Source organism: Desulfomarina profundi (genome assembly GCF_019703855.1).
GTDB classification, from domain to species: domain Bacteria; phylum Desulfobacterota; class Desulfobulbia; order Desulfobulbales; family Desulfocapsaceae; genus Desulfomarina; species Desulfomarina profundi.
The window spans coordinates 3132154-3147234 of sequence record NZ_AP024086.1; the positions used below are offsets into that span (position 1 = coordinate 3132154).

10 protein-coding genes and 3 pseudogenes are annotated in these 15081 nt (G+C 48.6%); 2 read left to right on the forward strand and 11 right to left on the reverse strand.

What is annotated here, in order from left to right; genetic code table 11:
* Positions 1-10 precede the first annotated feature (10 nt).
* From LO777_RS14430 to guaB, 5 genes and pseudogenes are all read right to left on the reverse strand, one after another.
* A complete protein-coding gene (locus LO777_RS14430; protein ID WP_228854581.1) occupies positions 11-1090 on the reverse strand; it encodes a phosphotransferase enzyme family protein in 1080 nt (359 codons plus the stop codon).
* Positions 1087-2082, reverse strand: a complete 996-nt coding sequence (glk, locus tag LO777_RS14435) for a glucokinase (protein ID WP_228854582.1) — start codon at positions 2080-2082, stop codon at positions 1087-1089. Before glk ends, LO777_RS14430 begins: the two co-directional genes overlap by 4 nt.
* 119 nt (positions 2083-2201) lie before the next feature.
* Positions 2202-2965: pseudogene (locus LO777_RS21130) on the reverse strand (LabA-like NYN domain-containing protein).
* 3 nt (positions 2966-2968) lie between these two features.
* Positions 2969-4512, reverse strand: a pseudogene (guaA, locus tag LO777_RS14450) (glutamine-hydrolyzing GMP synthase).
* 49 nt (positions 4513-4561) lie between these two features.
* A pseudogene (gene guaB, locus LO777_RS14460) lies at positions 4562-6030 on the reverse strand (IMP dehydrogenase).
* 351 nt (positions 6031-6381) lie between these two features.
* Between guaB and LO777_RS14465 the strand changes: the two are divergent.
* Entirely contained in the window at positions 6382-6993 is a 612-nt protein-coding gene (locus LO777_RS14465; protein WP_228854586.1) for an L-threonylcarbamoyladenylate synthase, read from the forward strand.
* Here LO777_RS14465 and LO777_RS14470 read toward each other — a convergent pair.
* The 6 genes from LO777_RS14470 to LO777_RS14495 all read right to left on the reverse strand — a co-directional run bounded on the left by LO777_RS14470 (position 6977) and on the right by LO777_RS14495 (position 12884).
* Positions 6977-7261: an HU family DNA-binding protein gene (locus LO777_RS14470; protein WP_228854587.1), complete on the reverse strand. Its 285-nt coding sequence runs from the start codon at positions 7259-7261 to the stop codon at positions 6977-6979. The two genes, LO777_RS14465 and LO777_RS14470, sit on opposite strands and share 17 nt — an antisense overlap.
* A 132-nt stretch (positions 7262-7393) precedes the next feature.
* Entirely contained in the window at positions 7394-9124 is a 1731-nt protein-coding gene (locus tag LO777_RS14475; protein ID WP_228854588.1) for a 30S ribosomal protein S1, read from the reverse strand.
* A gap of 233 nt (positions 9125-9357) precedes the next feature.
* A complete protein-coding gene (locus LO777_RS14480; RefSeq protein WP_228854589.1) occupies positions 9358-10584 on the reverse strand; it encodes a DEAD/DEAH box helicase in 1227 nt (408 codons plus the stop codon).
* Positions 10584-10889, reverse strand: a complete 306-nt coding sequence (locus LO777_RS14485) for a hypothetical protein (protein WP_228854590.1) — start codon at positions 10887-10889, stop codon at positions 10584-10586. Before LO777_RS14485 ends, LO777_RS14480 begins: the two co-directional genes overlap by 1 nt.
* A 91-nt stretch (positions 10890-10980) precedes the next feature.
* Complete coding sequence (locus LO777_RS14490; protein ID WP_228854591.1) at positions 10981-11688, reverse strand: hypothetical protein; 708 nt, start codon at positions 11686-11688, stop codon at positions 10981-10983.
* A gap of 14 nt (positions 11689-11702) precedes the next feature.
* The gene (locus LO777_RS14495) at positions 11703-12884 is read right to left on the reverse strand and encodes a type IV pilus twitching motility protein PilT (protein ID WP_228854592.1); all 1182 of its coding nucleotides are present in this window, start codon (positions 12882-12884) and stop codon (positions 11703-11705) included.
* Positions 12885-13194: 310 nt separating this feature from the next.
* On the opposite strand from LO777_RS14495, the gene ilvD reads away from it, so the two are divergent.
* Positions 13195-15036, forward strand: coding sequence for a dihydroxy-acid dehydratase (gene ilvD / locus LO777_RS14500; RefSeq protein WP_228854593.1), 1842 nt, complete (start codon positions 13195-13197; stop codon positions 15034-15036).
* Positions 15037-15081 lie beyond the last annotated feature (45 nt).

Consider the following 15081-nt stretch of genomic DNA (forward strand, 5'->3'; position numbering starts at 1 on the left):
GTTTTACGCCTCACACCTCTGCGGCTTCCCGGATCTCTTTTTCGTGGTTCTTTATTTCTTCAGCAAGCATGAACTGTACAACAGCCCGCCGCAGATTTTCTCCCCGCCTGTCCACCTTGAAATATGTATCACCAGTGAGATGATCGGTAAAAAAACGTACACCCAGCTCAAAGGTCAACAGGAAAATCGCATCGTAGATATAACTGCGCTCCACCCGGGTAATGTAACTATGACCGGATTCAAAATATCCAGCCAGAATTCCCCGGCAGATCTCCATGTCAAACAATACGCCAGCCCTTTCAGAATGCCCTTCACCTGCTCTGTTACAACAGGAACGAAGACAATCTCCAAGATCAAAATGGACAAGCCCCGCTGAAACCGTATCGAGATCAATCAGACCACTTCCAGCCGAATCGGTGTGAAAAATAAAATTATCAATCTTTGGATCACCATGCACCGGTTGAACCGAGAGTATCCCCTTCTCTTTTGCCCGGTCAAAAAAAACTGCACGGCTACGGTACCTTTCCACTGTATGAAGACAGAACAGGTAGTCCCCATCCATTGATTGCTCTTCTGCACTGGCAGTATTAAACTGGCTGAGATAACGGGAAAGGTTATGAAATCCTGGCAGGGGATCATGCAGTTCCGACAAAGTCAGATCAGCAACAAGCCCATGAAAAACTGCCAGGGTACTGCCAATCCGTTTTGCCTGGGAGACAGAGAGAGGCAACATCAGAGGTTGATACTCCAGGTACGTCTGGGCTCTCCAGAAACCTCCATGGTCATCCCTGAAATACTGTTCGCCACCGGTGGTCAACACGGGCCTGGCAAACAGCCACTGGTCCCTCATAGTCTTGCATTTTTTTTCTAAATGGGCAGTAAGTGAAAAAAAATTTTCTATGACATGGAGTGGTTCAGGGAAGACATTGTCAGAAATGCGTTGGAGAATAATTTTCTGAGACCCGGACTGAACCAGGCAGGTAGTATTAATATTACCCTTTCTGATAACCTCAACAGAACAACGGGGATAACGGGGACAGAACTGCTCGACCGCCTGCAGAAGTTGCGGATTTTCCTTTTCCCATTTCATGGTCGCAGAAAGAGTTGACCAATCCTGACAGCTCCGAGAAGAGCCGCTTCCTTACGTACTATCAGCCTTACAGGAATTTGCTGCAACAGCTTTGCCATTGGCCCCTTGTCGACAAATCTATTTCTAAAAGTGTCAAACGATATCCTGCCAGATAAACGGGGGACAATACCCCCGCCGATATAGATACCTCCCCGTGCAAACAGTTTCAGGGCGAGATTTCCCGCTTCGCTGCCAAGTATTGCCAGAAAAAGCTCCAGGCTTTTGTGGCACCAGGGACATGATGCCTGAAGTCCCCGCTCCACAATTGCAGGTGTGCGGTCCACATCATTGCCCAAAAGAGCAACATCATCTCCAGTCCCTTCAAAATGATAATATTCCCGGCAGAAATCGTACAGAACTGAAATACCAGGGCCGGAAAGAAGCATTTCATAGCTGACCGGCTGCTTTTTCCAACGCATCCAGGTAAGAAGGGCCATTTCCATTTCCGTCACCGGCCCGAAATCCACATGTCCGCCTTCCGACCCCCTTGCAAAGAAGTGTCCGTCATTCTCCAGGAGAAATCCCTGTCCCAGGCCTGTACCTGGGGCGATAACACCTTTGATTTCATTGTCAAACTCTATCCCTGGCTTCAACTCAACCAGGTCATCATCAGTCAGCAATGGAAGCGCACCGGCCAGTGCGGTCAAATCATTGACAAGGACTGTCTCGGTAAAACCAAATCGTTTTTCCAGAACAGTACAGTCTATTTTTTCCCATTCCAGGTTTGTCAGTATCGCCGTTTCACCACTCACCACTCCTGCAACTCCAAGGACTGCAAATTGCGGCGTTGCTTCCACATCGGTCAGAAAAGAGGAGATAACCTCCGTAATGGATGAAAACCTGCTGCTGACATAACGTTTACCGACAAGAAAGGTGAACGTCCTGGAAGTGATTTCATAGAGTGCCACCTCGCTTTTAGTACCACCCACATCAGCAACCAGTAGAATGCCCATATCCATTTTTCCCGAGCCCTCCTCGGTAAAACTTGTTCCAACCCACATTTCCCATGAAATTCAGCCGGACTTGCGATATCCCTGTTTGTCAAGCTGAATTTCGTTGGCAGTCAGAAAACTCATTCATCCAGAAGCTGGATATCCCAAGCCTCGGTTCTGCTGTTGTTGTCCGGATTGGCAATAATTGTGAACTCAAAAATATTGGAAGAATCAAGGAAGAGGGAATCATTGATATCCACTGCCTTGGAGCAGTGGAAAAAAACTGTCTTTGCCTCCAACCCTTTCCCTGTAAGCGTATAATAACGCATAAATCCAAAACCACGCTCAGGATTGTAATTGATTGGAATCCCCCTCTGACGGTTTTCTCCGTTCGCGGTGGTAATCGGCAGCAGCCCCGGCACCAGATATCCCGACAGAAAACTGTCTGCAGCCTCCTTCAGCTCATTGCTCACATGTTTGAAACCGATCACTTCAACCCGGCACCCCATATTCTGCAGGGCCAGAACCAGACGGATAAAATCACCGTCCCCGTAAGCAGAATAATACGATCCAGGTTCCTGGCCTGAAGCAGGGCGTCAATGGCCAGGTCCATGTCCGCATTGGCCTTGGTGGTCAGGATACCCTCATCATCTATGAAATGTTTCACATATTTTTTAATGACCTTGAAACCACACTGGCGGATAACATCATGATACCTGTACAATTTCTGCCGATATTCCGGATCAATTTTCGTCCGTTCCCGGTCCTCGGCCAGGTAGGAATTGGCCCGAAGCAGGGTGGAATTGCCAGCACCGGCAAGTTCAACCAGTACATCGTAACGCATTCCGTATCCACCGCACATACGGATATTTTCCGCATCCACATAAATTCCAGATTTAAGCATGACCTATTCCCACTCAATAGTCGCCGGCGGCTTTGAGGAGATGTCATAGACCACCCGGTTAACCCCCGAACCTCATTGATGATCCGAGATGAAATCTCCCCGAGAATATCATATGGCAACCTGGACCAGTCGGCGGTCATGGCATCCCGTGAATCGACACAGCGAATGGCAATGACATGTTCATAGGTCCGCCCATCCCCCATTACCCCCACAGTCTGAATGGGCAGCAGGACCGCAAAGGACTGCCAGACTTTTCTGTACCAGCCTGCTTTTCTCATTTCATCCAGAACAATAACATCGGACTGCCTGAGAATGCGCAACCTCTCATCGGTGACCTCCCCCATGATTCTGATACCGAGTCCCGGCCCGGGAAACGGTTGACGGTAAATGGCCTCCTCCGGCAGTCCCAGCTCCAGCCCAAGCTCCCGTACCTCATCCTTGAAGAGCTCTCGAAGGGGTTCTATCAATTCAAGCTGCATGATCTCCGGCAAGCCACCCACATTATGGTGGGACTTGATGGGCGCCTCTCCCCGAAAGGAGACCGATTCAATCACGTCCGGATATAATGTGCCCTGGGCCAGATATTTTACACCACCGATTTTTTTTGCTTCTTCTTCAAATATTTTGATAAATCCCAACCCGATACGTTTACGTTTCACCTCCGGATCCTTGACCCCGGTCAGCTCACCGAGAAAAAAATCGGTTGCATCCACATCAACGACATTGAGTTTGCTCTTCTCCTTGAAAAACCGCAGAATGGACTGGGATTCCCCTTCCCGCATCAAACCGTTGTTCACATAAATACAGGTCAGTTTATCCCCTATTGCCCGATGGACAATAGCCGCCACCACAGAACTGTCCACCCCGCCGGAAAGAGCACAGATAACCTTGTCATCCCCCACTTTTTCACGGATCTCGGCCATATGTTTCTCAATAAACGACTGCATGGTCCAGCTGGGACTGCAGTTACAGATGCCGAATATAAAATTCCTCAGGACATCAGTACCGATGAGGGTATGGGCAACCTCAGGGTGAAACTGGACAGCAACAAAGGGTTTTTCCCTGTGTCTCAGGGCAGCATATGGGGAGTTTTCACTGACAGCTGTAACCTCAAAGTGGTCGGGGATAACTTCGATCCGATCCCCATGGCTCATCCACACCTGGTGTTTTGCCTCTCCCAGTTCAAGTCCGGCAAAAAGCCCTTCGCTGAAACTTGCGGACAGATACGCCTTGCCGAACTCTCTTTTCTCTGCCTTTTCCACCCTGCCTCCCAACTGCTGAATCATCAGCTGGGCACCATAACATATACCGAGAACAGGAATACCAAGTTCCAGAATCGCCGGGTCACAATGGGGAGCATCATCATCATAAACAGAACAGGGTCCTCCGGACAGTACGATCCCGGCAGGAGCCAGCTCCCGAATTTTCTCGAGGGTAATTGAAAAAGGATGTATTTCGCTGTAGACCTTCTGCTCACGGATTCGCCTTGCTATAAGCTGAGTCGTCTGGGAACCAAAATCGAGGATGAGAATCTTTTCATCATGCATAGTCATAATTGCTCACTTTCAATTAGAGAGTGTCTGTATCGCTCCTGTCTTACGCGGTCCGGTAATTGGGGGCTTCCTTGGTAATAATAACATCATGGACATGGGACTCCCGCAGACCAGCTGCAGAAATACGTACAAACTTCGCCCGTTTCTGTAATTCCTCGATGGTGGAGGCACCCACATACCCCATCCCCGACCTCAAACCGCCAAGCATCTGGTAAATCACTGTGGAAATAGGACCCGATAAGGTACCTTACCCTCAATTCCTTCGGGAACAAGTTTGGAAGATGCATTTACCTCAGCCTGAAAATAGCGGTCCGCGGAACCTTCGGTCTGGCTCATGGCCCCTAAAGATCCCATACCACGATAGCCTTTATATGTTCTGCCCTGGTACAAAAAGGTGTCTCCCGGAGTTTCATCGGTTCCGGCAAACATGCTGCCCAGCATGACAGTGGACGCCCCGGCACCAATGGCCTTGGCAAGATCGCCGGAATGCTTGATACCGCCATCGGCTATAATTGGTATATTCTGCTCGTTTGCCACTTTGACACAGTTTCTGATAGCCGTCATCTGGGGCACGCCGACACCGGCTACTATCCGTGTCGTGCAGATCGAACCGGGCCCGATCCCAACTTTCACCGCATTTGCACCGGCGCTGATCAGATCCGCTGTACCCTCTGCTGTCGCAACATTTCCCGCAATAACCGAGAGTTCCGGGTATTCCTTCTTCACTCTCGCCACGGCGTCAATAACTCCTTTTGAATGACCGTGGGCAGAGTCAATAACTACCACATCAACGCCGACTTCGATCAATTTTCCGGCGTTTTCTTCAAGTTGGGGGCCTACTCCCATGGCAGCCCCCACCAGCAGGCGGCCAAACTGATCCTTTGCTGCCAGAGGATATTTTTTGATTTTTTCCAGGTCCTTGATGGTAATCAACCCCTTCAGCGAACCATCATCGTCCACTACGAGCAGTTTTTCGATCCGATGTTCATGGAGGAGGGCCTTGGAGTGTTCCAGATCTATACCTACCTTGGCGGTGACCAGATTTTTACTGGTCATGACATCTGAAACCCGCAGACCGTCATCGGAAACAAAACGCAGATCCCGGTTGGTAACAATACCCACAAGCTTGCCTTCATGGAGAACCGGTAGACCTGAAATCTTATACATACTCATAATTTTCTGAACATCAGCCACCGACTGGTTCTGGGTGACGGTAATCGGATCGATTATCATTCCTGATTCCGACTTTTTTACCCTCTCAACCTCCAGAACCTGTTGTTCAATGGTCATGTTCTTATGGATGATCCCCATGCCGCCTTCCCTGGCCATGGCTATTGCAGTACGATGTTCCGTGACCGTATCCATGGCCGAACTGACTAGCGGAGTGTTGAGAAAGATGGTGTCCGTCAGCCTGGTCCTCAGACTCACCTCGTTTGGCAAAACCTCTGAGGCAGAAGGCACAAGGAGCAAATCGTCAAAAGTAAGCGCTGTTTCAATATGATCCGGTAACATGGTCCCTCCTCATCAGGACACGGGTGCAGTGAAGACCTCCCTCACCGTCCTCTTTTAAAAAAATCATTTTAATACGTATCGTTATATTCACTGGTGTCTCAATATCAATCCTCGTTGTGAGGATTTTTTATAACCTGAACCCTGCACTTCGATACCTCGTATCTTCGGCAAAATTGCCAATTGCAGGATTTAGGTATAATTTTAACAGCCAAAATAAAAATTTGATGTATAATCCCTTTTTCTGCTTAATACCTGAATTCAGCACTTGCGAAAAGGAAAAATCGGGTTCAAGAATAATATAATAACTCAAGAAGGGTTGTACGGATTCTAACCTGTACTGCCCCTGGAACCATGCTTCTCTCCATCAATCCGCACAATCCACAGCAGCGACTTGTTGACCAGGTCGTTAAACGACTGAAAAATGGCCAGGTAATCTGCTATCCAACAGACACAGGTTACGGAATCGGTTGTGACCTGAAAAACCAGAAAGCAATCAAACGCATCATAAAACTGAAAAACAGATCCAGACAGAAACCTTTTTCCTTTATGTGTTCCGATCTGAAACATATCAGCCAGTACGCCCATGTTTCAAACAGTGCCTACAGGCTGTTGAAAAAAAATCTGCCCGGACCGTATACCTTTGTTCTCCCCGGAACAAAACTGGTGCCGAAAATGATGGCCACAAAACAGAAAACCGTCGGTATCAGGGTTCCGGGTCATCCGATCTGTCAACTCCTGCTGGCAACCCTCGGCAATCCCATCATCAACACCAGTGTCCAACTGCAGGATGAAGAAAACCTGCTTTCTGAACCTTTTGAAATCGAGGAATACCTGAAAAACAGGGTCGACCTGATCATTGACGGCGGCCCTGTTTATCCTGATCCCTCTTCTGTAATCGACCTGACCGGTGATTATCCGGAAATTCTCCGTGAGGGCAAGGGGGATATTACTCCGTTTCGCTGATCAGGGCCTCTTTCAGGGATTTGCTCATGGTAAAATGGAGCGTTTTCCGCTCCGGAATGTTCATGATTTTCCCGGTCCGCGGGTTTTTGGTTGACCTGGGCTTTCTGCTTCTCACCGAAAAGCTGCCATATCCGCGCAGTTCTATTCTCCTGTTATCCTCCAGGGCCCCAGCCATTGTTTCCAGTAAGATATCCACCGCCAACCCTATATCCTGTTTCTGCATGGCAAGTTCGTTACTTACCCTGTCTACAAGTTCTTTTTTTAACATATCAGCACTTTTTAAAAATTATTCAGCAACCAGACTTCCCTGACAAATCAAGAGTTACAAGGTAGCCTATAAAAAAAGGTTGTCCTGCCCGGAGGGCAAGACAACCTGAAATTTTCAGTCAAATCCGAAAACTTAACCCTCGTCTGAAGAATCTCCACCTTCAGCAGCCGCTTTCAACAGATCACCAAAGGTTGAAGGTGCCGTTTTTTCAGGTGCTTTCTCCGCCTTCTTGAATTTCTCGACAGCAGCCTCTTCATCTTCACCTTCCAGTGTCTTCACGGAGAGCCCGATTTTGCGGTCTTTCGCTGATACATTGATAACGATGGCCTTCAGGGTATCACCGACCTGATACATGCCGATGGGTGTCTTTACCTTATCCTTGCTGATTTCAGATACATGAACAAGACCTTCAATACCTTCTTCAAGTTTCACGAAAACACCAAAATCGGTGACATTGGTGATTTCTCCCTCAACCACGGTTCCGGAGGGATAGTTATTGTAAGCAGCCTGCCATGGATCCGGTACAAGTTGCTTGATACCGAGGGAGAATCGTTCGTTCTCCTTGTCGATTTTCAGAACAACCGCCTGAATTGTCTCACCCTTGGTGTACTTCTCGGAAGGATGCTTGATTCGCTCGGTCCAGGAAAGATCAGAAACATGGATAAGCCCGTCAATACCTTCCTCAATGCCGATAAAGACACCGAAGTCGGTAATATTTTTAATTTTTCCTTCAATAATTGAACCAACAGGGTAGTTCTCGGTGACGAGATCCCACGGATTGGGCTGCAACTGCTTCATACCAAGAGAAATCCGCTTGGTTTCCGTTTCGATATTGAGCACCATTATCTCAAGCTCATCGCCCACGGCAACCATCTTGGAAGGATGGCGCGGTTTCTTCGACCAGGTCATTTCAGAAACATGAATAAGACCCTCAACTCCCTCTTCAAGTTCTACAAATACACCGTAATCCGTTATGGACACAACCTTTCCAGTGGTCTTCTCGCCAACGGGATATTTTTCCACCACGGTCTCCCACGGATCATCGCGAAGCTGCTTGACGCCGAGAGAAACACGATCTTTTTCCTTGTCGTATTTCAGTACCTTTACTTCCAGTTCCTCGCCAACCTTGTACAGCTTGGCAGGATGGGAAACCCGACCCCAGGAAAGATCGGTGATATGGCAGAGACCGTCCATTCCACCCATATCGATAAAGAGACCGTAATCGGTGATATTGGTGATGGCACCCTTGATGATCTGGCCTTCTTCCAGCTTGGAACGCATTTGTTCACGCAACTTCTGACGTTCTTCTTCAAGAATGGCCCGGCGGGAAATAACAACATTGTTCCGCTTACGATTGAATTTCAGAATCTTGAACTCAAAAACCTGTCCAATCAGAGCGTCAAGGTCCTTGACGGGACGGAGATCGATCTGAGAATAGGGAAGGAAGGCGGGAACTCCGATATCCACGGACATTCCTCCTTTCACACGACTTTCAATACGACCTTCTATAATACCATCGGCTTCCTGGATCTCGGCAATCTTCTCCCAGACCTTGATCGCAATGGCCTTCTCCCGTGACAGAAGCAGTCCGCCTTCCTCTTTACGGCGTTCTACAAACACCTCAAAAACATCACCGACTTTTATTTCGGTCTCATCTTCCTGGCGAAACTCGGATTTAGCGATATAGCTTTCAGCCTTATCGCCCACATCAACAAGAAAATAATCATCAACGGCACCGATTATAGTGCCCATGGCCACATCACCAACAGCGACCACTTTGTTATTTTCTTCCATTTCAAAGAGCTCTGCAAAGCTCAGGTCTTCATTACCGCCCGGGGTTGATTGTTTCAATTCTTCTGTCATGGATTTTCTCTTTTTGCAGACCAGAGGCCAACGGGTTAAGATTACAGCATCTCCCTTCACATGGGGAGTGCCAAAAGAAAACAAGGCCACCTTCCGGGCAGGAAAGCAACCTTCGCCGATTTGAACATTACTTTATATCAACTTTTATACGAAAGAACAAGATACTTGGTGAAAAATATCTGTTTTTTTGTGAATACCTCTATCCCGCATTTTTCATCAGTTCAGGGAAAAAATTATTTTTTTACCTCATTCCTGGTTTTTCGTGTGGAGTTCCTCTTTTTTCCACCCCGTCTCCGGTAGGAACCACCCTTTTTAGCGGGTGCAGCTTTGCGGAGTTTTGGCGGAGTGGCGAGAAGAGATTCATCAGGTTGGACACAGTCAAGTTTTCTGCCGATATATTCTTCAATATCAGGAAGATAAAACGACCCTTCCTCGCAGGCAAAACTTACAGCCCGTCCCGCCGCACCGGCCCGGCCTGTCCGCCCGATACGATGAACATAATCTTCGGGCTCATATGGCAGTGTATAATTGACAACAAAGGTGATTCCTTCTATATGTATGCCTCTTCCGGCAACATCCGTTGCCACAAGGACTTTCACCTTGCCGGAGCGGAACTGCTCAAGCCTCGTCATCCGTTTATTCTGCTGAACATCCCCGGAAAGGAGAACGCAGTCAATACCATTTCGTTTCAGCCTGTCTGCCAGCCTTTTTGTCTCATTCTTCATATTGGCAAAGACAATTATTCTCTCCTGCTCGTTCTGTTTGATAAGATTATAGAGAATTGAATATTTGTCTTCAGAAGTTGCAAGGTAAACTACCTGCTCTACCGTTTCGACCGCCACCTGTTCCGGCTCAGCTTCAACCATTTTCGGTTCAACACACCACTGCATGGCCAGTCGTTTGACATCCTCCGGTACCGTTGCAGAAAACAGCATGGTCTGCCGCTTTTCCCTATGTGGCGTACGTCCGACAATTCTCCGGACATCAGGAATAAAACCCATATCAAGCATGCGATCCGCCTCATCCAGGACGAGAATGGAGCATTGAGCCAAAGAGAGGACATTTTTTCCTAGAAAATCAATCAAACGTCCGGGGGTAGCCACTACCAAGTCACATCTCTTATTGCGCAGGCTGTCCATCTGTTTACGATAGTCGACACCACCGTAAACCGGTCTCACTGCAAGATTGCAGTACTTGGCCAACCCTTCCGCGTCCTTTGCAATCTGCATGACCAGCTCCCTGGTAGGGGCCAGCACCAGGGCCCGGACCCCTTTTACAGCTTTGCCTCTTTCCTTCTCTTCCTGCAGCAGCCTGGCCAGAATTGCGATAAGAAACACAGCACTTTTCCCTGTCCCGGTATTTGCCTTGCCAACAAGATCCTTGCCCGCCAGAACATCGGCAAGAGCCTTTTCCTGAATGGCAGTGCAATATTTAAAGCCCTGATCGGCTATTGCCCTCATCACCTGCAGAGGAATATCAAAATCATGGAAACGACTTTTTCCGGGAACCGGCTCAACCGGAAATTTATCCAGGCTCCACGGTTTTTTCTTTCGCCGTTTTCTGGGGCAGAAACACGGGTGCCTTCCGGCTGTTGTTTCTTTTGAGGTCTCTTTTTTTTCTGATCTTCCGCACCTGCAGCAACCTTTTGCGGCTCATCTTCAACACGTTTCTTCTTTCCACCCAGCATTCTGCCCAGCTTCAATTTTCCAGTACGTGCCAACTGCTTTATTTTACTTCCGGCAGACAGAATATCTTGTTTTATCATCTATTATTTACCACCTCGGGCACCTGTGAGCCCATATAAAAATGGTCTTTTCCCTCCATCTTCAAATATGACCTAAATCCTGCAAACCCTACTATTCTTTACCGGCAATACGCAATTCTTCCATCAGGGGACCAAACAGCGCCTCGTATTCCGGTATTGTTTTTCTCAACACGGTCTCTATATAGGGAATCTCATTGTCATTGACAACAAGATTCGCGGAACTGGCCAGAGCCTGCAAATTATAAAGTGTCTTGAATTCCGGGCCAATCAGTACATAGAAAATAAATCGGCGCCGGGCCATCTTGAGATTTCGCATGTACTGATGAAAAAGACCTGATTCTATCTCTCCAGGCTCAAATCCACTATGGAGAAAAACAGAAGCAAAATTGACAAACTGCATCTTGGAAATGGCCTGGTCAGGCGTGTCAGCCATTTCCACCCTGTACCCGAATTTCTCTGCAGCCTCGATCACAACCTTCCTTTCAGGAACATCAGGCATAAGGACAAGGGTTTGTGGAATATCCTCCACCACATCCGTGTCTTCAAAAATTCCGTCTTTCAACCATGAAAGATCAGGAGCATCCGGAGGTTGGACAGCATTTTCTGCCGAATTGTCCTGTTTTTCCCGCCCTGCTTCCCTTTCTTCGGACTTCAGACGATCCGTTTCCAGACTAAAAGAATTTGAACATTGAACACATTTGATCCTGATCTTCTTTCCCGGCCCCAGTTTCCTGATACTTTCCTGAAATTTGCCGCTCATTTTGAGCCGCTTCCCGCAATGGGGACAATCAACAATCATTTTACCCTCCATTCTCACCGCCTGGAAAATCCGAATTCATCCTCTTCTTCATCCTCCATCATCAAATCCGAAAGCGAGGAGGTTGCCTCCCCCCTTTCCGCTTTCAACCGGTCGATACCCCTTGTCATCTCATTACGCTGGGAACAGTAGGTAATCGCACTTTCTTCAGTAATCAGACCACGGCTGAACAGTTCGAGAATATGCTGGTCAAATGTACGCATATCCAGCGCCGAACCTTCACGTATAATATTGTAAAATGTCTTGTCTTCCGTCTCTCCGTTGAGTATGAGATCCTTCACCCGGAGACTGGTCCGGAGAATTTCCATGGCGGCAATCCGCCCTCCCCCGACCCTTGGAAGCAGGCGCTGGCCCACAATCCACCTGATTGTATCCACCAGCCGGTTACGCACCTGGGGCTGCTCTTCCTGTTCAAACATGCCAAGGATTCTGTTAATAGTCTGCCCGGCATCAATAGTATGGAGGGTTGAAAGAACAAGATGACCTGTTTCCGCCGCGGTCAGACCGATTTCCATCGTGTCCCTGTCCCGCATCTCACCCACAAGAATAACCTTGGGAGCCTGGCGCAGGGCAGCCCTCATTCCAACTGCAAACGTGCTGAAGTCATTACCAAGTTCCCGCTGGTTAAAGGTTGCCTTATGCTGTTCGTGGACATATTCGATGGGATCCTCCAAGGTAACCACATGAACGGAACGCTCATGATTTATCCTGTCGAGAAGAGCAGCAAGTGAAGTTGTCTTACCGGTTCCGGTTGCACCGGTAAAAAGAATCAAGCCGTTCAGTTCGGCTGCCATCTTGCCAAAAGCATCAGGAAACTGCATGGACTCAATGGACGGCACTTCGGTCTCAAGTTTTCTCAGGACTGTGGTAAAATACCCTTTCTGGGTAAAGATATTTACCCTGAAACGGGCCTTGTCCGTCAGGGAATAGGAAAGGTCGCATGAACCGGTTTCCACGAGATCCCTCAGTAACCGTGTATTGTTACCGATCAGATTCAGCGCAAAAGTTTCCGTCTGAAAGGGTGTAAGCTCACGAACAGGCGGAACGACGTCGACAGGTACAAGCTGGCCGGCTGACTCAACCTGCAATTCTTTTCCGACAGTAATGTTCAGGTCGGAAACGTGACTGTGGGACTCAAGCATTGCCGTTATCCAGTAATCAATCTCCGTTTTTTTCATGCAAATCCCCAATAAATCCCTGTATCTTTTATCCCTGTGAGCTCTTATCCCAAAGACCACACGGAATTCGATACAATTATTTCCAGAAAAATCAGAACCCCCCGGAACCGGAGAGTCAGGATCACACATCACCTGCAAACAATCATAGATTCAGGCAATGGCAATAATTTAGGTACACTCCACTACACTTTCATAGTATATTGTCTATAATCTCTCAAGAGTTACAAGTTTTTTTTTATTTTATCCACACATTTCTCGTCTCCGGTTCTCCCATATTTGAGAACCGGAAATGTTCATCCGGGGTATTTTCATGACAATCCAACTGCGCAGCGCAACAACCACAACAGGCAGAAGAATGGCCGGAGCACGAAGTCTCTGGCGGGCAAACGGTATGAAGGAAGAGCATTTCGGCAAACCCGTCATAGCCATTGTCAACTCTTTTACACAGTTTGTTCCCGGCCATGTTCACCTCCACAAAATCGGTCAGCATCTAAAAAAAATTATTGAAGAAAAAGGCTGTTTTGCGGCCGAGTTCAACACCATCGCCATTGATGACGGTATTGCCATGGGCCATTCCGGCATGCTCTATTCCCTGCCCTCCCGGGATCTGATTGCCGACAGTGTTGAATACATGTGCAACGCCCATACGGTGGATGCCATGATCTGCATCAGCAACTGTGACAAAATAACTCCCGGGATGCTGATGGCTGCCATGCGTCTGAATATTCCGACAATCTTTGTCTCCGGCGGTCCCATGGAAGCGGGAAGTGACGGCGAAAAAAAGTATGACCTGGTGGACGCCATGGTCATGGCCGCCGACAGGGAAATAAGTGATGAAGAAGTGAAAGTTGTGGAGCAGTGCGCCTGCCCCACCTGCGGTTCCTGTTCGGGAATGTTTACCGCCAACTCCATGAACTGCCTCAATGAAGCCCTGGGCCTTGCCCTGCCCGGTAACGGTACCGTTGTCGCCACCCATAAAAACCGTAAACTGCTTTTTGAACGGGCTGCAAAACGCATCGTGGAGATGACACATGCCTGGTACAACGAAGAAGACCGCTCGGTATTGCCGAGATCAATCGCCTCACGTGCCGCCTTCATGAACTCCATGTCTCTGGATATTGCCATGGGGGGATCCACAAACACCGTTCTCCACTTGCTGGCCATAGCCCATGAAGCAGGAGTCGACTTCACCATGTCCGATATTGACTCCCTCTCAAAGACAGTCCCCAATCTCTGCAAGGTCTCCCCCTCCTCCCATTACCATATTGAGGATGTTAACCGGGCGGGGGGAATCATGGGAATCCTTGGCGAACTGGATCGAGGGAATTTGCTGGATACAACTGTCTGCCGGGTGGACAGCCCCACCCTGAAGGCAACCCTGGACAGGTGGGATATCATGCGGGAAAACCACGATCCCATGGCGGATAATCTTTGTCTCAGCGGTCCCGGAAACCAGGGCAAAAACCTGGTTCTCGGCTCCCAGGAACGTGCATATGAAAAAGCGGACCTGGACAGAAGTACAGGGTCTATTCGGGACATTGATCATTGCTACAGTAAAGATGGCGGCCTTGCTGTTCTCTTCGGCAACATTGCCGAGGATGGGTGTATTGTCAAAACCGCAGGAGTAGATCCCTCAATTTTTGCTTTCAAAGGAACTGCCAGGGTCTATTCTTCCCAGGAAGCGGCATGCGAAGCCATTCTCGGAGACAAGATCAAAGCCGGAGATGTCATTGTCATCCGCTATGAAGGCCCCAGGGGGGGGCCTGGTATGCAGGAAATGCTTTACCCGACATCCTATCTCAAATCAATTCACCTGGGTGCCCAGTGCGCCCTGATCACCGACGGCCGTTTTTCGGGAGGCACCTCCGGTCTTTCCATCGGCCATGTATCCCCGGAGGCGGCGGCTGGAGGAGCTATCGCCCTGATTGAAAACGGCGATACCATAGAAATTGATATTCCCGCCAGGACAATCAACCTGGCCATATCAGAAGAAGAATTGAAAAAACGACGGGCCAGAGAAGAGGCAAAGGGGACAAACGCTTATACTCCGGTGGATCGGGACAGGGTAATATCAACCGCTCTCAAAGCTTATGCCCTGTTTGCCTCATCGGCTGACAAGGGGGCTGTACGTATACTCCCTGGAAAAGTATAAAGTTAATCTCTTGTCAAAGTGTTCAAAAGAGACAGAGAATACATT